Raw genomic sequence first — 19,871 nt, forward strand, 5'->3', positions numbered from 1 at the left:
CCGCTCGGGCCGCCCGTTAGCCAAAGATTGCCTGTAGGTGCAAACAGGCATCGTCAAATGTGCTGCGCTCAAACATGCCCTGTTGCAGGAAGGTTTCCAGCTCGGGGTAGAGTTTGATTGCTTTATCCAGTGTCGGATCGCTGCCTGCGGCGTACGCGCCGACGCTGACCAGATCGCGGTTACGCTGATAGCTCGACAGTAACTGCTTAAACTGGCGAACCCGCGCGTAGTGCGGCTCATCAATCAGGTGCGCCATCACGCGGCTGATTGAGGCTTCAATATCGATGGCCGGATAGTGACCGGACTCCGCCAGACGGCGGGACAACACAATGTGACCGTCCAGAATGGCGCGGGCGGAGTCCGCAATTGGATCCTGCTGATCGTCGCCTTCGGTGAGAACGGTATAGAAAGCGGTAATCGAGCCGCCGCCATCAATGCCGTTACCGGCACGTTCAACCAGCGCCGGCAGCTTGGCGAAAACCGATGGCGGATAGCCTTTGGTTGCCGGCGGCTCGCCAATCGCCAGCGCGATTTCACGCTGTGCCATCGCGTAACGGGTCAGTGAATCCATAATCAGCAGCACGTGCTGGCCACGGTCACGGAAATCTTCGGCGATACGGGTAGCATAAGACGCGCCCTGCATACGCAGCAGGGGGGAAACGTCAGCCGGCGCCGCAATCACTACCGCACGCGCACGGCCTTCGGTGCCGAGAATATTTTCGATAAAGTCTTTTACTTCGCGACCACGTTCGCCGATCAGGCCAACCACAATCACGTCCGCTTTGGTGTAGCGGGCCATCATGCCCAGCAGCACGCTTTTACCGACGCCCGAGCCGGCAAACAGGCCCATACGCTGTCCACGTCCGACCGTCAGCAGGGCGTTGATGGCGCGCACGCCGGTATCCAGTACGTCGGTTATCGGCGTTCTCTGCAACGGGTTGAATGGTGGGGTGATTAACGGTGCGCGATAACCGGTTTCCGGTGCCGGCAAACCATCCAGCGGACGACCGCTGCCATCCAGCACGCGGCCCAATAATTCCGGGCCGAGCATCAGCTGCTTGCCGCTGTGCTTATCGCCAGACAGACGGGCGTAAACGCGCGCGCCAGGCAGGATGCCTTCCACTTCTTCCAGTGGCATCAGGAACAGCCGCTGGCCATTGAAGCCAACCACTTCGGCCTCAACTTCCGCCACGCCATTATTGTCCGCGCGTTCAATCACGCAGGTGGCACCGAGCGGCAGCTGCAAGCCGGTCGCTTCCAGCACCAGCCCGGTCGCACGGGTTAACCGTCCGTAGCGACGCACTTCGGGTAACTGGTTCAAACGTTGTTCGAACGATTCCATGGCGCCAAGCCAGCGTGAAAGGCGAGTGGTCATTACAGTTCTCCCGGTGCTGCAAGGCGGCAAAGTTCATGCCAGCGGGTGGCGAGGCTGGCATCCAGATCGCCATCTTCGGCGCTGACTTTGCAACCGCCAGGATGGATCGTGCTGTCAGCCATCAGACGCCAGCCGTGCAGGCTGAGCGTGGCACCCAGCGTTTGTTCTACGCGCTGTAAATCGTCCGGATGAACGCGCAGCGTCGGTTTGCCGCTTAACATCGGTTCCTGCTGGATCATGCCCTGAATCTGACGAAGCAGGGCGGTGCCATCGACGTGCGGCGCCTGACCGATGACCTGACGCGCGGCTTCCAGCGCCAGCTGCATCAGTCGGGCGGCAATCACGCTGTCCAGCGCTTCCAGCGTATGGTTGAATTCTGATACCAACTGCTGCATACGCGCCTGAAGCGGCGCCTGCTGCTGCTGTGCTTCCGCCAGACCCTGCTGAAAACCGGCGTCGTATCCTGCTTTCTGGCCTTCGGCAAAGCCTTTCTGCTGACCTTCGGCATAGCCCAGACCCTGGGCTTCACTGCGCACCTGGGTCTGGAGCTGCTCCAGCTCAAACTGCTGCCGGTTGAAGGGTTCTTCCGGCTGCTCTTCCTCGACGATTTCTTCGATCTTGGGCTTGTTCAACTGCCCGAGATCGTTGGGCTGCCAGCGCTGCCACGGTAAGGAAGATTTATCAGACATACTGTTCCTCGCCACCACCAATCACCATCTCGCCACTTTCTGCCAGACGACGAACGATAAGCAGGATGGCTTTCTGTTCGCTTTCCACCGCAGACATACGCATCGGGCCACGGTTGGACAGGTCGTCGCGCAGGATATCTGCCGCACGCGAGGACATGTTTTTCAGGAACTTCTCGCGCAACGGCTGCTCGGAACCTTTCAGAGCCACCAGCAGCGACTCGGATTCCACTTCCTGCAACAGGCGCTGGATGCTGCGATCGTCGACCTGGATAAGGTTTTCGAACAGGAACATCTCGTCGATAATTTTCTGTGCCAGCTCGCCGTCGAACTCGCGAACCGCTTCGATAACCGCTTCTTCCTGCTGGGTCTTCATCAGGTTGATGATTTCCGCCGCCGTTCTCACGCCGCCCATTTTCGCGCGCTTGAGGTTCTGGCCATCGAGCAGGCCGTTCAGCACTTCGGTCAGTTCTGCCAACGCCGCCGGCTGCACGCCGCCGAAGGTGGCAATACGCAGCATCACATCGTGGCGCAGACGTTCGTCGAACTGAGCAACAATATCCGCCGCCTGAGCGCGTTTGAGGTGCACAAGGATGGTGGCGATAATCTGCGGGTGTTCGTCGCGGATAAGATCGGCCGCCGCTTGTGGCTCCATAAAGTTGAGGGTGTCCATGCCGCTGGTGGTTTCCCGCGTTTCGAGAATATCTTCCAGCAGGGTGGCGGCCTTCTCTTCGCCCAGCGCCTTAACCAGCACCGTACGCAGATAATCATTCGAGTTGACGCTCAGCGCCGCAAACTGCTCGGCATCGATTTCGAACTCGCGCAGCACATCGGTCAGCTGCTTGTGGGACACCTGACGCATATTAGAAATGGCAGAACTCAGGTGTTGGACTTCGCGGCTGTCGAGGTGTTTGAACACCTCTGCAGCGCGGTCTTCACCAATCGTCATCATCAGGATGGCGCTTTTTTCAGTACCGGTGAGACTCATAGCTCGTCCTTCATCCACTGGCGAATAACCAGAGCCACCACACGCGGGTCATTTTCTGACATATCGCGAATACGCTGGCTCATGACCTCAGCACTCATGCGGTGCTGAGATTTACGTTCCTGATCCTGCTCGTCTTTCGACAGGCTGACGGCAACGGCATCGTCACCAGATTCTTCCCGAGCCTGCTTAGCAACGGCCGCGGCTTCAACAGCAGCCTTCTCCAGCTCTGCCTTGCGGCGCAGCTGTGGGCGAACCAGCTTGCGGTAAAGGATCCAGGCAACAATCAGTACCAGTAACCAGCGTCCCAGTTCCATCATCTGGTCGATGAAGGCCGGCTGTTTCCAGAACGGTACGTCATCACTGGTGTCTTCAGTTACGGTGAACGGTGAGTTAACCACGTTCAGACTGTCTCCGCGTTTGTCCGAATAGCCCATCGCCTCACGGGTCAGGTTTTCAATCTGTTTCAGCTGCGCATCGGTCAGGGCAATTGGCTTACCGGCTGCATCAGCTTTGTAGTTCACCACCACCGCGACCGACAGGCGCTGTACTTCACCGACGTTCATCTTGGTGTGAAGGATGGTGCGATCCACTTCATAGTTGGTGGTGTTGTCGGTGCGGGTATTCGACGGACCGGCCTTGGCGGTGCTGGCGCTGGAACCCTGATTTGCCGCTGCCGCGTTGCCGTTCTGTCCATTCTGACCATTTTGGCCGTTCTGGTTGTTTGCCGCAGGCGTGGTCACCGGTGCGGTATTCGCCGGAGCAGGCTGGTTGGAAAGGGCACCCGGAACGCCGCCAGGATACTGTCCGCCAATCTGTTCGCTGTCGCTGGTCTGGCGAGAGCGGACAGCCTGATTAGACGGGTCGCTGTTTGGCTGATATTTCTCGTCGGTCTGCTCACGGGCATTAAAGTCGATCTGCGCAGTCACCTGAGCATGAACGTTGCCGGTCCCGACAATAGGATTAAGGATGGCTTCGATGCGAGACTGGAAGCGGTTTTCAACATCGGTGGCGTATTTCAGCTGAGCATCGTTCAGATCGCGGCCAGCATTATCTGATTGGGTCAGCAGGTGACCGGCCTGGTCAACAACGGTCACATTGCCCGGCGGCAGTCCGGCGACGCTGCTGGAAACCATATGCACGATGGCACTGATTTGCCCCTGATCGAGCGCACGACCCGGTTGCAGCGTTAAGGTGACGGAAGCGGTCGGGGATTTCTGCTCGCGGACAAACAGGGACGGTTTTGGCATCGCGAGGTGGACACGAACATTTTTAACCGGGCCCAGCGTTTCGATGGTCCGCGCGAGTTCACCTTCCAGCGCGCGCTGATAGTTAACCTGCTCGCTGAACTGGCTGATGCCGAATTTTTCCTGATCCAACAACTCAAAGCCCACGGCTCCGCCTTTCGGCAGACCCTGTTGGGCTAAACGCAGGCGCAGCTCATGCACTTTTTCAGCCGGCACCATTAATGCACCGCCTTTATCATCAAACTGATAAGGGATGTTCATTTGGGTGAGCTGAGTAATGATTGCTCCGCCGTCTTCATCACTGAGATTGTTGTACAGCACACGGTACTCAGGCTGTTTAGCCCAGAGCGCCATGGCGATAACGATGGCGATCACCGCCGCCGCCGCAATGATGATTGGGATGCGAGGATTAGCGCGTAAACGAGTAAAAAGGTCGTTCAGACCTTTCTTCTCGGGTTGATCCTGCGTGACAGTTGCATTCATGACTCTTTCCTGGCTGACAGTTGACCGGACTGTTTCGTGTAGTGTCGTAACAAAACTGACTCCCTGATGCGCTGGCGAAAAATTTTTACTTCTAATGGCTGCCATTATTTTCTGAATCAGGAAATTCGATGGCTGGATAAGCCGTGTTTTATGCGCTTATTTAGCGGCTTTGTCTTATTGACATTGTGTTAAGTTTTCACCCATCAAAAAAATCACCGTCAACTTAGCAAGGTAAAACATGTCAATTCAGGGTATCGAAAGTGTTATGCAGCAGCTGCAAACCGCAGCGATTCAGGCCAGCGGCAAGAGTACCGATGCCTCCAGCCATGCGGATTTTGCCGGTGAGCTGAAAGCCGCACTGAACAAAATCAGCGACACGCAGAATGAAGCCCGCACGCAAGCGCAGGACTTTGAGCTGGGTAAGCCAGGCATCAACCTGAACGATGTGATGGTGGATATGCAGAAGTCGTCGGTGTCGATGCAGATGGGGATTCAGGTGCGTAACAAGCTGGTGAGTGCGTACACCGACATTATGAACATGCAGGTTTAGTGGGTGTAAGAGACGTGACGGCACAAAAAAGCCCGCATGGCGGCGGGCATGTGCTCAGGTCTTGTTGCATTAATGTTACTTTTAAGACTAATACCCCCCAGATAATTCGGACAGAAGCGTCGGGGAGTGATATTGTAATTTCTTCTTGTTCACAGTTTATGAAGGTTATTATTCCTATTATCAGATTCAAATGCCCGTCATGTCATGGATGTCAGTTCCGTTTATCGCCCCATAACATCACGCCAAAAAATCCCCACGGTGCTAACTGTATTTTCTGCAAAGCCGGAATGCAGGCCAGCGCTCAGACTCTTACTCATTTGCTCACTAACACACTTCGACCGTAAAAACTCTTGATTGCCGCGAATGAAAATCGGGTGAGTCACTAACCCAGCACTTCAACGCTGCAATCAGGGTGTAATACTGCATTTTCCCCTCGCTTACCCCAAAATCACTTACGTATCCCTGACCGATTTCCCCACGCGTTGGCTGCACCCATTCAGCGCTTCAGCTATCTTACTGGCCAACCGACGATCGCGCTGTCGCCGCGCCAGGGCTTCTGCTCGGCGGGCTTTGTAACGACTTTTGCTGGTGCCATGTTGCTGGCACGCTTTCCAGATGATCGTGGTCATCATAACCTCCTGATTTTTACGGCTGGCTGGTATTCATTCAGGGAAAATATGACCATTAAATCAGTTAACAGCATAAATATATCCCCTCCTAAAAACGATAGCCATAGTTATTATTAATATCAATGGTTATGATGAAAATAACTGTGCTTATAGATTTACGTCATTGAATTTAAACGCAAAAATGTTTTTTTATCGCTTTTTTTACGCTTTATTCTGGCGATGTTATAGAAAGCTTTACTAATCTATTCAGTTGAATCAATGCGTCAAAACCCCTGTGCAGGTTAACTGTCACAGAGGGGGGAATTTGCGAGGAGTAACTGATGATATCTGTACTGCACAGAGTATCCGGAGGGCGATACAAGGAAACCATTCTGCAAGGGCAGGATGTCAGTACTTACCGTCTTAAATCACGGATCAGGAAGATTGCAACACCCGTCAGTTCTGACTCGTCAGAGAGCTCTACAGCGGGCAATCTGGGATCATCTACGGTTAAAAAACCATTAGAGGGGCCCTCAAGATAACGGTATACGGAGAGGCGGGAATTGACCTTTGCAATCACCAAATCTCCAGATTCTGCTGGTACTTCAGTGTCGATGATGACGATGCTGCCAGCGGTGGCTTCTGAGCAACCGCTGTTGCGGTCAAGAATATAGGCTCGCCAGCTCTTCTTCGCCTTTGCGCCATTAGGGGCTGAGACCACTTCTCCTGTTTTTCCATCTGGCCCCCAAACGGAAATAGTAGTACCACTCTTTACTTTGTCAATGGCGCTAATGGCGGAGGCGCCGCGCATCTCTCCTTCGCCGTTAGCCAGCCACTGTACGTTCACGTCGAGGGCGCGGGCAATGTCGACCAGTTTGCGGGAGCCTTCTGCTTCCCCTTTGGTCAGACGCCAGATTGTAGGCTGCGATACGCCGGAGGCTTTAGCTAAAGCACCCTGGGTAATTCCCATCATGGACATAGCCATGTTCAGTCGGTAAGCGAGTGTATTCGGTTTCATATACCAGAATTTATAGCGAAGGCTATTTTTCGTCAAACACGCTTTGCTATTGACGAAGCTAATAGCTATTGCTATTAATTTATCATAAGCAATAGCAAGAAGGATATTCAGCGCCACGGAATGCTATCGGATTTACCGCTCTTTCACAATCTGGCCGCCCAGCCTAATCGCTGGCAACGCATCCGACGTCTTCGTATGACGCAGATTTATCCCGAGATTTGGGTCAGATCTGCCGACTTGAACTTAGCAGGTGTTTACGAAAAGTGCCGAATAGATCGGCTCGTTACCTGCCTGAATGCTGATTTAAGGAGTCATTATGCGAGACATCAAGCTATTACTGGAAAGCTGGGGCGGCTGGGCGGCCACCGATCGCAATGGTATCGGTTACTCTTCTGTTGCGGCCGGTTTCCGTGGTCTGATTACCTCCTCACCGGTTCCCCGTCCTGTCTGCAGTGACAACGACGGCATTCTGCTCGACAGCTGCATCAGCCGTCTGAAAAAAAATCATCCTGATGAACATGCGCTGCTGGTTGCTCACTATCTGTTCAGAATTTCACTTCGCTCCATTGCCCGCCGACGCCGTTGCGCCGACGGCACCATTCGCAAGCAACTCCAGACCGCAGAAGGTTTTGTCGAAGGGGTGTTATCCGCGCTGGATATAACGCTTGAATGTGAAAAATAATTTATTTTCAGAAAAAGTGGTTGCGTACGCAATTACCGATCCATGATGTTAAAAAGGCAATTTAATCTTCACCCTTGAAGCACTTTCAATACCGGGGAATTCACTTTACATGAATTCAGGCTGGTGCCTGTTTTCGCATGAGGAGGTGGGGAATGAGTAAGATAATACAGATATTAACCTATGAAGAAGGATATAAGGATCGGCCTTATATTGACACTGAAGGTTATCCAACCGTTGCCTGTGGGATCGTTATCGGTCCCAAAGATGCTTCGCTGGTTAATTATCAATTTACCGTGCCAAAAACGGTTGGCGATATTTGGATGCAAAAAATGCTGGATGACAAAATTCAGCTGATGAATACGCGTCCTTCTATTGTCGCCGCATTGAAGCAATGTAATCCAGCGCGTGCCGATGTGCTGTACAGCATGGCCTATCAGCTGGGTGTTGATGGTCTGGCAGCCTTCAAAAATACGCTGGTGATGATCTCAAACGGTCATTTCGATGGCGCGGCGGAAGGCATGCTCAGCAGCTTGTGGGCACGGCAAACGCCGCAGCGGGCAAAACGACTGGCGCAGGTGATGCGCAGCGGTACGTATGATGCTTATCAGGGGGTTATATGAAATTCATTCTGTTTTTACTGATTGTGCTGGCGGTGATTTTCCTGGTCTGGTGGGTAAGCAAGCACGGCAAAATCGAGTTGGTCTCCCATACCAAACTGCTGTTTAAGACCTGGTCGGTCTGGCTGGCGTCAGCCGGTTCCGCCATCGGCGCCTGGGCCCAGTCATTCCCGGATTCCGCGATGAATGCCTGGACCGCATTACCGGAAGATGTGAAGACCTTTATGCCGCAGCATTATCTCGGATTTGTCGCCTCTTTTATGGTCGCGATGGCGGTTATCGCCCAGTTTGTTCGGCAGAAAACGTTAGCCATACAGCGCCAGGCAACGGAGGGTAAAGCATGAGCACACTTCTTTCTCTTTTTACCGGCAGCTGGCATGGGCTGGCTGCAATCGGGGTGGTGTTTGCCGCGTTAATCGCCAGCTGGTTTGGCGGCAAAAAAATCGGCAAGGTGCAGCAAAAAGCCACCTCTGACGTCACGGCGGCAAAGCAGGAAGCCGATCGCGTGGCTATCGTCGCCAATAAACAGGCTATGGATATTAAGGAGGTTAAAAATGTTCAGGACAGTAATAACGTGCTTACTGATGACGCTGCTCGTAACAAGCTGCGCGACTCAACATGGAACAGCCCACAATAGTCCTCAGCTTATTCAGGACTCCTCCTGTACGTTATTTTCACCCATCCGTACTTACGGTAAGGACTGGCAGGTCATTGATATCAGGACGGTGAAGGAAATTAACGTCCACAACGATACCTGGAATAAAGTTTGCGCAACTAAAAAGGAAGATTAACCCATTCACCCACAGGGAACGGGTGATGTTATCCCTCAGGAGTTATGACTTATCTTTTATTATTCCTTTAATGAATTTTTCATTTAGGCGATTCGCTACGGCTTATCGCCGCGGAGGTTATTATGATTGAAGTTAACTCATTTGCTGAATTAAGAACAACTGCACCTGCCAAAGCTGGCGATTTGGCTATTCTGCGCCGTTATTACGACAAAGACTCCACATTCCGTGGCGGCGGTGATTTTGTCGGTTTCCTCAGCGCAACGCCGCCGGCGGATGATTCAGGCACGCTGGCAGCCGGCAGCACGTTTTACTGGAAACGCGTCATTCACGATCCGGATGAACTCAACATCTATCACTTTGGCGGGAAGGGTGACGGCGTGACCGATGACAGTGGCGCCTTCAAGCTGATGATGAGCTGGGCGCAGACCTTTAATACCAACGCCAAAGATCTCGGCGTGCGCTTCCCGGCCGGAAAGTTCCTGATTAATCCCATCGATTATACCGGGACCGACGCCGCCTTCTTTTATATCTACGGCGATGACAATCCCCATGGTGCCATGCCACGCACCACCATCGTGTCCAACAAGTCCACCGCACCGGTATTCAAAGTGCAGGCACGGCGCGTGGCCATCAAGGGCATCGCGTGGAATGGCCAGGCCACGGCGGATATCACCACCAATAAAGCGGCGATTACCTCAGCGATGTGTACCAACCAGCAGCCGTTTTTTGAAAATACCATCGTTGCGGGGGAGTCGGTGGTGATTAATCGCTTCCGGGCATCAAACAATGGCGGCACGGTCATCAAGCTGTTGGATACCCTGGATTCGAAATTTGACCAGATCTATACCCTAACCACCTATGGCCGGGTGTTTGATATTGGCTGGTCAGACACCGCGGCCGGTGTCTGGGATCACTCAACGGCGATTGAGTTAACCAATGCGAATTTCCAGACCGGCTATGGTGATGCAACGCTGTATATGCCGCGCGTCACGCAAGGTATTTTGCGTAACGTGTGGATTGAGCATACACGCTTTCCGGGCGACCTGAGTGATGGTGGCTGGACGATTGATACCCTGAATCTGGAAGACTGTGCCAATCCGTTCAATATGAATAATGGACGCGTGCAGATCCGCCAGCTGAATCTGCAGTCCGGCGGTAAAGTCAGTCTGGATACCACGTCACCTCGCTGGCTTTCAGGCTATGAATACGGCTGGCGTCGCGATGAGAGTTTTGGCTCAACCATGACCGGTTCGATGAAGGCGGGCTGGTACACCGGCTTCAAGGTGACCAATACCTCGACCAGCGACAAATGGTACAAGCTGGGCAAAATCAACATGCCGAAGGATAATCAGCAGTGGGTGGTGGAGATGATCAGTAAAGCCACTAACGATGTCCTGACGGGCACGGCGGGTAACCCGGTCACGGCGCTCTCTTCCTGTATGACCTGGCTGAATATCTCGCGTTGTTCAACCGCCATCTATGCTGACATTCAGCATAAAGGTTCCCCGGCGGTGCTGGACGTAAAGCTGAACCGCATCGGTGTGACCTACGCCGAAATTTGGGTCAAGCTGAAAGCCGCCAGCGGCGACATGATGTTCAACCTGAAATCGACCGGGCCGAGTCGTTTTGAGTCGGGCGAATGTAACCTCTTTACCCCGGATCTCAGCGAAGTGACCGACAGCACCACCATCGGCACCACCTCACCGAATGCCAGGATGAGCCTGCATAACGGTCTGGCGGGAATTGGGGCGAACGAGAAGGGGGTACTTACGGTGGCTACCGTGGCGGCCACCGCGCCAACCACCACCACGGCAGCGGGCTATATCACCGTTAACATCAACGGTACGGACCGCAAAATCGCCTATTTTTGACCTGTAAAACAGCAGCGGCCGCCAGTGATGGCGGCCTTTTTCAGTGTTTTACTTTGTTGGTTAAAAAATTGTTGTGAACTTCTGCGAAACGCAGCGGTCAGAATTGATGAGTGATTTTTTAACCCAGAAGGATAAACGCATGAGTGATAACACCGAAGAACGTAAATCTCCGACTGAACACGTACGCGATGTGACTTCTCAGTTAAAAGAAATGCGCCACTATGCCCAATCCAATGTGGAAACGCTTTCAGCTCACTGGCTGGCTTTTGATCAGGGTGAGTACAAACATCCCGAATTCGCGGAAAGGGTGAATGACCTGCTAACTAAGCAGGGTCAGCTTCTCGATGAATTAGATAAAAGCATTCAGGATATGGAAATTGAAGCGAACCGTATCGACAACGAAGCCTGATAATTCAGACTGAGTGAACACAACCCGCCACGGCGGGTTGTTTTGTTTTTGTGGCAGGGACTACAGCACGAACTCCGGGCTGACGCGATTTCTGCCGCTGCTTTTCGCAATGTACAGCTGCTCATCGGCATTTTTAATCGACTCGTCCAGACTGCCCGCATCAATCACGTGCAAGGTACTGATGCCAATACTCACCGTCACGCTAAGGTTCTGCTCGTTGAGCATAATGGTATTGCGCTCGATGCTTTGGCGCAGCCGATCGGCCAGCAGATACGCTCTTGGCTGAGAAATCCCCTCTATCAACACCAAAAACTCCTCGCCACCCATCCTGCTGATGATTGCCGTCTGTTGCAGCGACTGGCGGATGCACTCCACCGTCTTTGCCAGCACCTGATCGCCGGCCGCGTGCCCGTAGGTATCATTGATGTTTTTGAAACGATCGATATCCACCACGAAAACCGCGCCGTAGAAGCCGCTGGTTTTATTCTTGCGGGCAATCAGCGCGTTCAGCTGCGAGGAGAGGCCGCTGCGGGTCAGTGCGCCGGTGAGGAAATCATAATCCGCCCGCTTGGTAATGCGCGCCACCAGCTTTTTATTGGCGGTGGTGCTCAATGCCACAATCAACGGACTGATGGTCATCGCGGCAACGCCCAGTCGGGCCGAAGCCAGGCTGTCGATGCGGAAGAAATCATCGGAGCCCTGGATAGTCAGCACTTTGCTGGCCACCAGGATGATTTCGGTGATACCGGTTAACAGCGTGAGCAGGCAGGTAAAGAAGATTGGATAGCTGACCGCACACCACATCAGCGCAGGCAGCGGGAAGATCAGGCTGCCGCCACCGCCAACATAAATGCCGCACACGGTGGAAACCAGCAGCATCACCAGCGGCATCAGATTGCTTTCGCGGAGTTCATTGAACAGCTGGTCCAGCTCATCGCGGCGCGGGAAGGTGATCACCAATGGCAGGATCAGGATCGACGTGGACACCTGTTCGCAGAACCACGAGATCCATCCTTGCATCAGATCATCATGAAAATAACGCTGGCCGGCGAAGGAGCCAATGGCGGCACACACCGCGGCGGCGATAATGGAAGCCGGGAAGACGCGGATCAAGGCCTGCAGTCGTCGCGGATAGGGACGCGTCAGATAGGGTGACAGCAGCACCGCCTTGCCCACCGTCACAAAGGCGATATTCGCGGCATCCATTCCCAGCGAAACAACAACCGGAGTGCCGTACAGCAGATCGGCGGCGACCATGCCGAGATACATCGCCGGCAGGCTGGAAAGGGTATCGAAGCGAGGAAAGCGGATCAGCACCCCTAATAACAGGGCATTACACGGCCAGAAAAGAGAAAGTGCCTGATAACTACGGCAATGCAGGCCCAGGGTCGCTAAACATAATGCGAGAAAAAATAAGAATATAACCTGGTCAAACTTATATTTATTAATTTGCATTTTTTATGGCTCAAGGTGCTTACCGGAGTCCGGCGAAGACTGTCTGCGCGGTAACTACCGTGTCATGTCCGACTGCGGCCGGCTCCCTGGTACACATTTCTCAGGGTGAAAAGTGTGTAAGGGTGGCATCCACTCGCAGTAAAGCCATGGTTTAAGAATATTCTTAATTCGGCTGGTGTGCCGCTCAGAATATCGCTAAGGCTGTTTAATTTCAATCACTACCAGGCGTAACTGGCGTGAACAACATAGCTGACAGGTTAAGGGCAATCGCTAGCATATATATCGTAATAGCCTGTGATTTTCGAACGATAATCTGCTGCCCTTTTCGATTTGGGAGCATTCTTAGCAGCTAAAAAGCAGAAAAAGTTGTGGGGGCAAAATGCGGGTCATCGTAATCACTGGCCCGGTTACAGGCCAGTGAAGGGGATTACAGTTCGTTCTTGATGCAGAATTCTTCCCAGCTCATGCCGAGTGCGGTCGCATGTTGACGCAGGTAAGCTTCAATGGCCTCCGCTGCGACCACTTTATCCGGTTCGGCTAGCTGAATGGCGAACAGCATGCCGTCGAGCTTTTTCTCACGGGTGAACGCGGCATAGGCGCGGTCGGTTTGCATATCCTGTAACTGGGGCAGGGTCATGCCCAGTTTGGCCGCATCGGCGTCGGTGAGTTGAGCAATGCCGGTTTTGATTTCCGGGTGTGCTTCAAGAAAAAGAACGCGCGCGATGGCGTAATACTCTTCAATGCTTTTCATAAAAAATCCTGCGGTCAGTAATGGGCGCTAGTTTACACGGCTGCGGGCTGCGGTGAAATGGCGACGGTAAGGTCAGTGCCTGCGGGAATTGTTGCGGTAATTGTTGCGGTGAATAAGGAGAAATTATACCGTAGCGCCTGACTGCAGAATTTGGAACTGAAAATGAAAAAGTGGATGATTACGACCTTAGCCGCCGTCACGCTGGCTGGCTGTGCAGATATACCCAACTATCAGGGTGCAGTAAAAACCCCACCGCCGGCGAACCTGGTCGGAAACTGGCAGAGCATGGGACCACAGAAAGGTCTGGTCAGTAAGGAGGCGATTGCCAGCCTGATTATTACTGCGCAAGGCGACACGCTGGATTGCCGTCAGTGGCAGCGGGTGATTGCTAAACCTGGCAAGATCACGCTGTTTAAAGGCGACTGGGTTAACGTCAATAAAGACGTCCGGGTGATGCCGCTGGAGCTGGAAGGCACCGAGTTGCATTATGACAAGCTGGTTCTGCAGCGCGTCAATCAGCCAACGGCAGAGTGTCAGCAGGCGCTGGCCCATGAAAACGATGCGGTTGCTACTGCCACCAAAGCCAAATCTGCCGAATCCGGCGCTAAAAAGCACCATAAAGCGTCGTTCAAAAACGCCAAGTCTTAAGCAAAACAGGCCGTCTGAGGATCCCCAGACGGCCTGTTGTTATTTAGAAACTGCCGAATCGAGCAAATCACCTTCGGGTTGCCCAATCATTACCCGTCAGTCCGGGCGCTATTCCGTCAGCACCCACACGCTGACGCTGCCGGGATTGCAGCGGAACACCGCGTTCCCCTGTTCGTCAGCGGTAATGGTCTCCGTCTGATGGCCAAGATAATCCCGCCAGCTTTTCCCTGCCAGCGCCTCGCCCATTGGCAACGATTTTTCTCCTGCGTCACCATTTGACAGGATCACCACGCAGCCCGGCTGTTCTTCGGTTCCGCTGCGCGCGAACGCCACACAGTTGGGATGATCGAACCACTCGGTCTGTACGCCGTGCGCATACAGCTGACGGGCGCGGATCAAGGCTTCCAGCTCCGGGATCACCGGCATATCGATGTGGTGATTTTCGCCGTCGCCACCTTCATCTTCATAGCTGGCACCGAACAGATCCGGATAGAACACCACCGGAACACCCTGTTCCCGCAGCAGGATCAGCGCGTAGGCCAGCGGTTTGAACCAGGGTTCGACCGGCGCTTCCAGCGACTGCAGCGGTTGCGTGTCGTGGTTGGCGACGATGGTCACCGCATGCCAGTGATCTTTCTCAACCAAGGTGTCATTAAAAATCTGGCTAAGGTCGTAGCTGGCGCCTTCGCGGGAGGCATTGTGGAATTTCATCTGCAGCGGGGCGTCGAACAGCATGGTTTTGCCCTCGACCTGATGGATGTACTGCTGCAGCTTATCCACTTCGTGCGACCAGTATTCCGCAACAATAAACAGCGGTTGTTCAGCGACTTCCTGAATATGCTCGATCCATTCTTTATAGAACCAGGCGGGAATATGTTTAACCGCATCCAGCCTGAAGCCGGTGCAGGGCAGTTGTTCCAGCATCCAGCGCGCCCAGTACTTTAACTCTTCCGTGACGGCATGATTGCGGAAGTCGATGTTGGCACCCATCAGATAATCGAAGTTGCCCAGTTCATCATCGACCTGATCGTTCCAGCCTTCGCCGGTGTAATCATTAACGATTTTGAATACGCCATTTTCGTCGGGGTTTTCGATGTAATCAACGCCGTTGAAGCACTTATAATCCCAGACAAATTTTGAATACTGGCCCGCGCGGACCGGGAAGGTAAATTTGGTCCAGGCATCGGCTTCGAAGGCTTCAGGATCGATCTCATCGCGGTTGTCGGGGTTGGTGCGGTTAACCTGAATACGTTCCTTTTCATCTGCCCCCATTTTATGGTTGAGCACCACATCCATGATCACACCAACCTGGTGCGCGCGAAGGGCGTCCACCGCGGCTTTCAGCTGTTCTTTGTCGCCATACTTGGTGGCACGCGAGCCTTTCTGATCGAACTCGCCCAAATCAAACAGATCGTAACTGTCATAGCCGACGGAATAGCCGCCGGATTCGCCTTTATAGGCAGGCGGCAACCAGACGTCGGTGATGCCGATTTCAGCCAGTTTTTCCGCTCGTTCGGCGGCTTCGGGCCAGAGTTTACTGCCGTCGGGATAGTACCAATGGAAGAATTGCAACAGGGTCGAATTAGGCATGTCCTTGCTCCGGGTGTTCAGGCTGGGATCTGAAGTATGGAGCAGGCGGAGAGAAAAGCGCGGGTCAGAAGCTAAAAAAGTTTAGCGTTCTGCCCGCCGGCTGGTGTGAGTTGAATTCATACTGAAAAAGGTCTTTTTATGCGCCTTGTGATCCCTGCGGGAACAGCACAACACCCTGCATTCCGCTATAGGCTTTATTGACGGATTTCTGCCGGGTTGCCTGGCCAATCAGCGAGGAGATCTCGCTCATCCGCGACTGCAAAAGGCTTTTCACTTCGGCTTCGTTGTTAAGAATATGGCGCAGCACAGGACGCAGCTGATCCTGTGTCTGATCCGGAACAGGGGAAAGCTTGGTGCTCTCCGCCAGTATTTCTACCGCACTGACGTAATCGACTTCCATTTCAATGAGTTCATCCCATTTACCTTCGCTTGCCAGGCGCAACATAGACTGGCTGAGGACTAATAACTGTTGGTAAATCGTGAGCAGCTGCGGAGCAATATTCATTTAAACGGCGTCCTGAAGGGCGTTAGTTGCAGAAACTTCTTTCCAGGCATCGGCAATGTTGCGCAGCAACGTTTCGACTTCCAGAATCGCTTCGGCGTCATTATGCAGATTGGCTTTAAGCAGCCGGTGGACCATATAGCGGTAAAGACTGGCAAGATTATCAGCAAGCTCGTCGCCTTTATTCTCATCCAGACCCTGCTTAAGGCCGTTCTCAATAATGTTGATAGCTTTGGAGAGCGACTCTCCTTTGCCAGCAATGTTGCCATCGAGCAAAAATAACCGGGCACGAACCAGGGCGCTAAGCGCCCCGTCGAACAGCATGGTGACCAGTTGATCCGGCGTGGCGCTCATCACTGCGCTTTCCACACCGATTTTTGCATAGGCTTTGGTACCGCTTGCGCTATACATTTTGTCTCCTTTACTTAGTGCTGCTAGAACTGCTTGATGTTTCAAACTGCGACGTCAGATAGCTACTTGTACTGTTCAGTTTGCTCATCATGACATCCAGTGCGGTGAACTGGGTTTTGTAACGCGCGATAGTGGCATCGATGCGCGTGCTGGCCGCGTTATACTGCGTGGTCAGGTTATTCAGCGTTTTACTGACACCATCTGTCGCTGCCTGCAAGATGCCGCTGCTGGATAACCAGCCGGTGATATTGGTAGCGATGGTGGTGGCAATACCGTTGGTTTTGCCATCACCGATAATCATCGCCTTCACGCCGTCCTGATCGCTGGTCAGCGCAGCAGTCAGCTTGTCGTCGTCCACTTCCAGCTCGCCGGTAGACGGGTCTGAAGTGACGCCAATCTGCGCCAGCGATTTATAGGTTGAAGAACTCTGCGCATTGGTCAGCATGGTTTTCAGCTGCGACTGAATGGTACGCAACGTACTGTCACCTAACAGAGCGCCGTTGCTGGTGTCCTGTGCAGAGGTGCCAACATCGACAGCGGTATATTTGGTCAGGCTGGCAAAGCTGTCCTGCAAGGTATTGTAAGCATTCGCCCACGCGGTGATCGCGCTGGACGCTTTAGAGGTATCGCTGGTAATGGTCAGCGTCTGGTTACCGGTGGTCACGTCGTTCAGATTCAGCGTAATCCCTTCCAGCGCATCGCTGATGGTGTTGCTGCTGTTCTCAATCGCCACGTTATTCACGGTCAGCTGTGAGTTTTTCGCCTCGACGCTCTGCGTCATATTGCTGCTTGAGGTGCCGTCGTAGCTCAACATGCTCTGAATGGCGCTGTCGCCGGTCACAGCAATGGTCACCGCGTTGTCAGTCCCGGTGTCTTTGGAGGTCATCGACAGGCGATAGCTGCCGTCACCGGTCTTAATAATACTGGCGGTGACGCCGGCATCAGACTTATTGATCGCGTCACGAATGCCGGTCAGTGAAGAGGTGCCAGCAGGAATCGAGACGCTAACCGCCGCATCCCCTTTCGCATTCTGAAAGGTCAGGGTGCTGTCAGTGGTGGCCAGCGCCGTGGTGTTGCTGGTCTGTACCGCTGACGTCAGCGTTTGTGCGGCGGCCAGCTGGCTCACGCTTACCGTATATTTACCGGCGACGGCACCCGCAGCAGTCGTGGCGCTAAAGGCGCTGGAGCTGCTGGTGGTTTTCGTCGTGCTAAATAAGTCGGCATTGTTCAGCGTGGTGTTCGCGGTCTGAAACGTGGTCAGCGCGCTTTTCAGCGTGCCGTAAGCACTGAGTTTGGCTGTATAGGAAGACTGCTGCGTAGAGATAGGTGTTAATGCAGCCTTCTCGGAAGTTTGCAGACTGTCCAGTATAGAAGCTAAATCAAGGCCTGAGCCGATACCCAACGTAGAAATAGTGGCCATAGATGTTTCCTTAATAGAGTCAACACGGAGAATGAATACCGTGGTTATCGGCCAGTGATGAGTAAAGTTTACGATTTTTTGCGCAGGGGTAATTCCGCGAATAGCGGTAATAGAGAGGGGTATTTCAACGAGTAGGGGAGTGAAGAAAAAATTGCGGTTGGGAGTAAAAAAATTCTAAAGGTTAGTTAAGTGCTGACGATAATAAGTTTGACGGCGATGAAGCCGGGCGGCAAACAAGCCCCACTCCCTTAACAAGATTCGATTTTAATAGGAAACTTTATCATGGCACAAGTAATTAATACCAACAGCCTCTCGCTGATCACTCAGAACAACATCAACAAAAACCAGTCTGCTCTGTCTACTTCTATTGAGCGTCTGTCTTCTGGTCTGCGTATCAACAGCGCAAAAGATGATGCAGCTGGTCAGGCAATTGCCAACCGCTTCACTTCTAACATCAACGGCCTGACTCAGGCTGCTCGTAACGCCAACGACGGTATCTCTGCTGCGCAGACTACTGAAGGCGCACTGTCAGAAATAAACAACAACTTACAGCGTGTTCGTGAGCTGACTGTACAGTCTCAGAACGGCACCAACTCCGATTCCGACCTGTCTTCAATCCAGGACGAAATCAAATCCCGTCTGGACGAAATTGACCGCGTATCTGGTACAACTCAGTTCAACGGCGTGAACGTGCTGGCAAAAGACGGCACCATGAAAATCCAGGTTGGCGCAAATGATGGCGAGAGCATCTCAATCGACCTGCAGAAAATTGACTCTTCTACTCTGGGCCTGAAAGGCTTCTCAGTAGACAAAAATGCACTGAGCCTGAGCGACAGCATCACCACCGTTGGTAATGCCGCTACCGGCGCAGTAGCAAGCGTTGACCTGTCAGCAGTAGCATCTGGTCTGGGCGTAGCTGCAAGTGGTCTTTCACTGCACGCGGTTCTGGATTCAGGCGGTGCAGCAACTAACAACTACGTTGTGACCTCAGGCAGCGACAACTACTCTGTTTCTGTTGGTTCAGGCGGCGCTGTAGCACTGAACACCACTGAAGTTGACTACACCGACACCAAAAATGGCGTTACTGGTGGCGTGATGACTGGTCAGCCAATCAAAGTTGGTGCAGATGCAAGCGGCAACGCACAGGGCTTCGTCTCTGTACAGGGCAAAGATTACAAAGTGGCTGCAGCCGATATCGTCAACGGCGGTGACACTGCAACTACTGCTACCACTGCCACTGTAGGTGATATCTCTGATACAGGTAACACCGCATTGTACACCGGTACTTCAACGTCTGACCCACTGGCGCTGTTGGACAAAGCGATTGCACAGGTTGACAAATTCCGTTCAAGCCTGGGTGCGGTTCAGAACCGTCTGGATTCAGCGGTAACTAACCTGAACAACACCACCACTAACCTGTCTGAAGCACAGTCACGTATCCAGGATGCTGACTACGCAACAGAAGTGTCTAACCTGTCTAAAGCACAGATTATTCAGCAGGCTGGTAACTCAGTGTTGTCTAAAGCTAACTCCGTACCACAGCAGGTTCTGTCTCTGCTGCAGGGCTAATAACCCGCTAAAAATGAATGTCAAAACCCCGCTCCGGCGGGGTTTTTTTTCGTCTGTAAGAAGGCAGCGTCATGTCAGAGAATAGCCCCTGTTTAGACCGTTTCTTACGCGATTGATTTGCCGGTATGCCGATATGATGCAAAGAATCATATTCCCCCTGTGTCCTGTCATTGCACGGACCGACAGGGACACCGGAGAATTAC

Annotated in this window: 22 protein-coding genes; 10 read left to right on the plus strand and 12 right to left on the minus strand. The window is 53.1% G+C overall.

What is annotated here, in order from left to right; translation table 11 throughout:
* Positions 1–16 precede the first annotated feature (16 nt).
* Genes fliI through fliF form a run of 4 tightly spaced genes read right to left on the minus strand, consistent with a single transcriptional unit; the run spans position 17 to position 4,776 of the window.
* Positions 17–1,375, minus strand: coding sequence for a flagellar protein export ATPase FliI (gene fliI / locus ACXKZG_RS09040; protein WP_013202676.1), 1,359 nt, complete (start codon positions 1,373–1,375; stop codon positions 17–19).
* Positions 1,375–2,064 (minus strand): flagellar assembly protein FliH, encoded by a 690-nt coding sequence (gene fliH / locus ACXKZG_RS09045; protein WP_013202675.1) that lies wholly within the window; start codon positions 2,062–2,064, stop codon positions 1,375–1,377. The genes fliI and fliH overlap by 1 nt, the downstream gene beginning before the upstream one ends.
* Positions 2,057–3,049: a flagellar motor switch protein FliG gene (fliG, locus tag ACXKZG_RS09050; protein ID WP_013202674.1), complete on the minus strand. Its 993-nt coding sequence runs from the start codon at positions 3,047–3,049 to the stop codon at positions 2,057–2,059. The genes fliH and fliG overlap by 8 nt, the downstream gene beginning before the upstream one ends.
* Positions 3,046–4,776 carry a flagellar basal-body MS-ring/collar protein FliF gene (gene fliF / locus ACXKZG_RS09055; protein ID WP_206400621.1) on the minus strand — a complete coding sequence of 577 codons (1,731 nt, stop codon included), beginning with the start codon at positions 4,774–4,776 and terminating at the stop codon, positions 3,046–3,048. Before fliF ends, fliG begins: the two co-directional genes overlap by 4 nt.
* Positions 4,777–5,014: 238 nt before the next feature.
* On the opposite strand from fliF, the gene fliE reads away from it, so the two are divergent.
* The gene (fliE, locus tag ACXKZG_RS09060) at positions 5,015–5,326 is read left to right on the plus strand and encodes a flagellar hook-basal body complex protein FliE (RefSeq protein WP_013202671.1); all 312 of its coding nucleotides are present in this window, start codon (positions 5,015–5,017) and stop codon (positions 5,324–5,326) included.
* A gap of 158 nt (positions 5,327–5,484) precedes the next feature.
* Positions 5,485–5,670 (plus strand): cold shock small protein YmcF, encoded by a 186-nt coding sequence (gene ymcF, locus ACXKZG_RS09065; protein WP_420890078.1) that lies wholly within the window; start codon positions 5,485–5,487, stop codon positions 5,668–5,670.
* A 108-nt stretch (positions 5,671–5,778) separates the two neighbouring features.
* Here ymcF and ACXKZG_RS09070 read toward each other — a convergent pair whose 3' ends face one another.
* Entirely contained in the window at positions 5,779–5,958 is a 180-nt protein-coding gene (locus tag ACXKZG_RS09070) for a hypothetical protein (protein ID WP_488876057.1), read from the minus strand.
* Positions 5,959–6,349: 391 nt separating this feature from the next.
* On the minus strand, positions 6,350–7,069 hold the full coding sequence (locus ACXKZG_RS09075; protein ID WP_258166991.1) for a LexA family transcriptional regulator: 720 nt from the start codon (positions 7,067–7,069) through the stop codon (positions 6,350–6,352).
* Positions 7,070–7,268: 199 nt separating this feature from the next.
* On the opposite strand from ACXKZG_RS09075, the gene ACXKZG_RS09080 reads away from it, so the two are divergent.
* The 6 genes from ACXKZG_RS09080 to ACXKZG_RS09105 all read left to right on the plus strand — a co-directional run bounded on the left by ACXKZG_RS09080 (position 7,269) and on the right by ACXKZG_RS09105 (position 11,322).
* Positions 7,269–7,634 (plus strand): antiterminator Q family protein, encoded by a 366-nt coding sequence (locus ACXKZG_RS09080; RefSeq protein WP_346594280.1) that lies wholly within the window; start codon positions 7,269–7,271, stop codon positions 7,632–7,634.
* A gap of 152 nt (positions 7,635–7,786) precedes the next feature.
* The gene (locus ACXKZG_RS09085) at positions 7,787–8,254 is read left to right on the plus strand and encodes a glycoside hydrolase family protein (protein WP_013202667.1); all 468 of its coding nucleotides are present in this window, start codon (positions 7,787–7,789) and stop codon (positions 8,252–8,254) included.
* Positions 8,251–8,595 (plus strand): DUF7940 domain-containing protein, encoded by a 345-nt coding sequence (locus ACXKZG_RS09090; protein ID WP_013202666.1) that lies wholly within the window; start codon positions 8,251–8,253, stop codon positions 8,593–8,595. Before ACXKZG_RS09085 ends, ACXKZG_RS09090 begins: the two co-directional genes overlap by 4 nt.
* Positions 8,592–8,888 (plus strand): hypothetical protein, encoded by a 297-nt coding sequence (locus ACXKZG_RS09095; protein WP_488876058.1) that lies wholly within the window; start codon positions 8,592–8,594, stop codon positions 8,886–8,888. The genes ACXKZG_RS09090 and ACXKZG_RS09095 overlap by 4 nt, the downstream gene beginning before the upstream one ends.
* 276 nt (positions 8,889–9,164) lie before the next feature.
* Positions 9,165–10,913, plus strand: a complete 1,749-nt coding sequence (locus tag ACXKZG_RS09100; RefSeq protein ID WP_013202664.1) for a phage EPS-depolymerase — start codon at positions 9,165–9,167, stop codon at positions 10,911–10,913.
* A gap of 139 nt (positions 10,914–11,052) precedes the next feature.
* A complete protein-coding gene (locus tag ACXKZG_RS09105; RefSeq protein WP_151037134.1) occupies positions 11,053–11,322 on the plus strand; it encodes a hypothetical protein in 270 nt (89 codons plus the stop codon).
* Between the two features lie 60 nt (positions 11,323–11,382).
* Here the strand turns inward: ACXKZG_RS09105 and ACXKZG_RS09110 are convergent, their stop codons facing one another.
* Both ACXKZG_RS09110 and ACXKZG_RS09115 read right to left on the minus strand, forming a co-directional pair.
* Positions 11,383–12,639, minus strand: a complete 1,257-nt coding sequence (locus tag ACXKZG_RS09110) for a GGDEF domain-containing protein (protein ID WP_346594282.1) — start codon at positions 12,637–12,639, stop codon at positions 11,383–11,385.
* 565 nt (positions 12,640–13,204) lie between these two features.
* Positions 13,205–13,528, minus strand: a complete 324-nt coding sequence (locus ACXKZG_RS09115) for a DUF6388 family protein (RefSeq protein WP_488876059.1) — start codon at positions 13,526–13,528, stop codon at positions 13,205–13,207.
* Positions 13,529–13,690: 162 nt separating this feature from the next.
* Here ACXKZG_RS09115 and yedD point away from each other — a divergent pair, with 162 nt between their 5' ends.
* Complete coding sequence (yedD, locus tag ACXKZG_RS09120; RefSeq protein ID WP_134824386.1) at positions 13,691–14,176, plus strand: lipoprotein YedD; 486 nt, start codon at positions 13,691–13,693, stop codon at positions 14,174–14,176.
* 108 nt (positions 14,177–14,284) lie between these two features.
* On the opposite strand, the gene amyA is transcribed toward yedD, so the two are convergent.
* The 4 genes from amyA to fliD form a co-directional block, all read right to left on the minus strand.
* Positions 14,285–15,766, minus strand: coding sequence for an alpha-amylase (gene amyA, locus ACXKZG_RS09125; protein ID WP_134824385.1), 1,482 nt, complete (start codon positions 15,764–15,766; stop codon positions 14,285–14,287).
* 136 nt (positions 15,767–15,902) lie between these two features.
* On the minus strand, positions 15,903–16,271 hold the full coding sequence (gene fliT, locus ACXKZG_RS09130) for a flagella biosynthesis regulatory protein FliT (protein WP_151037138.1): 369 nt from the start codon (positions 16,269–16,271) through the stop codon (positions 15,903–15,905).
* The gene (gene fliS, locus ACXKZG_RS09135) at positions 16,272–16,679 is read right to left on the minus strand and encodes a flagellar export chaperone FliS (RefSeq protein WP_013202657.1); all 408 of its coding nucleotides are present in this window, start codon (positions 16,677–16,679) and stop codon (positions 16,272–16,274) included. It abuts the gene before it with no gap.
* A 10-nt stretch (positions 16,680–16,689) separates the two neighbouring features.
* Positions 16,690–18,099, minus strand: coding sequence for a flagellar filament capping protein FliD (gene fliD / locus ACXKZG_RS09140; protein ID WP_488876060.1), 1,410 nt, complete (start codon positions 18,097–18,099; stop codon positions 16,690–16,692).
* 282 nt (positions 18,100–18,381) lie between these two features.
* Here fliD and ACXKZG_RS09145 point away from each other — a divergent pair, with 282 nt between their 5' ends.
* Positions 18,382–19,668: a FliC/FljB family flagellin gene (locus tag ACXKZG_RS09145; protein WP_265910797.1), complete on the plus strand. Its 1,287-nt coding sequence runs from the start codon at positions 18,382–18,384 to the stop codon at positions 19,666–19,668.
* Positions 19,669–19,871: the final 203 nt, after the last annotated feature.

This window comes from Erwinia sp. 2186, from assembly GCF_057812255.1.

Bases quoted from the DNA above. Each gene is read 5' to 3' on its own strand.
- fliT (WP_151037138.1), bottom strand. From the start codon at position 16,271: ATGAATATTGCTCCGCAGCTGCTCACGATTTACCAACAGTTATTAGTC.
- ACXKZG_RS09145 (WP_265910797.1), top strand. From the start codon at position 18,382: ATGGCACAAGTAATTAATACCAACAGCCTCTCGCTGATCACTCAGAAC.
- fliS (WP_013202657.1), bottom strand. From the start codon at position 16,679: ATGTATAGCGCAAGCGGTACCAAAGCCTATGCAAAAATCGGTGTGGAA.
- fliF (WP_206400621.1), bottom strand. From the start codon at position 4,776: ATGAATGCAACTGTCACGCAGGATCAACCCGAGAAGAAAGGTCTGAAC.
- ACXKZG_RS09100 (WP_013202664.1), top strand. From the start codon at position 9,165: ATGATTGAAGTTAACTCATTTGCTGAATTAAGAACAACTGCACCTGCC.
- ACXKZG_RS09070 (WP_488876057.1), bottom strand. From the start codon at position 5,958: ATGATGACCACGATCATCTGGAAAGCGTGCCAGCAACATGGCACCAGC.
- amyA (WP_134824385.1), bottom strand. From the start codon at position 15,766: ATGCCTAATTCGACCCTGTTGCAATTCTTCCATTGGTACTATCCCGAC.
- ACXKZG_RS09090 (WP_013202666.1), top strand. From the start codon at position 8,251: ATGAAATTCATTCTGTTTTTACTGATTGTGCTGGCGGTGATTTTCCTG.
- fliI (WP_013202676.1), bottom strand. From the start codon at position 1,375: ATGACCACTCGCCTTTCACGCTGGCTTGGCGCCATGGAATCGTTCGAA.
- ymcF (WP_420890078.1), top strand. From the start codon at position 5,485: ATGAAGGTTATTATTCCTATTATCAGATTCAAATGCCCGTCATGTCAT.
- fliD (WP_488876060.1), bottom strand. From the start codon at position 18,099: ATGGCCACTATTTCTACGTTGGGTATCGGCTCAGGCCTTGATTTAGCT.
- fliE (WP_013202671.1), top strand. From the start codon at position 5,015: ATGTCAATTCAGGGTATCGAAAGTGTTATGCAGCAGCTGCAAACCGCA.
- ACXKZG_RS09115 (WP_488876059.1), bottom strand. From the start codon at position 13,528: ATGAAAAGCATTGAAGAGTATTACGCCATCGCGCGCGTTCTTTTTCTT.
- yedD (WP_134824386.1), top strand. From the start codon at position 13,691: ATGAAAAAGTGGATGATTACGACCTTAGCCGCCGTCACGCTGGCTGGC.
- fliH (WP_013202675.1), bottom strand. From the start codon at position 2,064: ATGTCTGATAAATCTTCCTTACCGTGGCAGCGCTGGCAGCCCAACGAT.
- ACXKZG_RS09105 (WP_151037134.1), top strand. From the start codon at position 11,053: ATGAGTGATAACACCGAAGAACGTAAATCTCCGACTGAACACGTACGC.
- ACXKZG_RS09080 (WP_346594280.1), top strand. From the start codon at position 7,269: ATGCGAGACATCAAGCTATTACTGGAAAGCTGGGGCGGCTGGGCGGCC.
- fliG (WP_013202674.1), bottom strand. From the start codon at position 3,049: ATGAGTCTCACCGGTACTGAAAAAAGCGCCATCCTGATGATGACGATT.
- ACXKZG_RS09095 (WP_488876058.1), top strand. From the start codon at position 8,592: ATGAGCACACTTCTTTCTCTTTTTACCGGCAGCTGGCATGGGCTGGCT.
- ACXKZG_RS09085 (WP_013202667.1), top strand. From the start codon at position 7,787: ATGAGTAAGATAATACAGATATTAACCTATGAAGAAGGATATAAGGAT.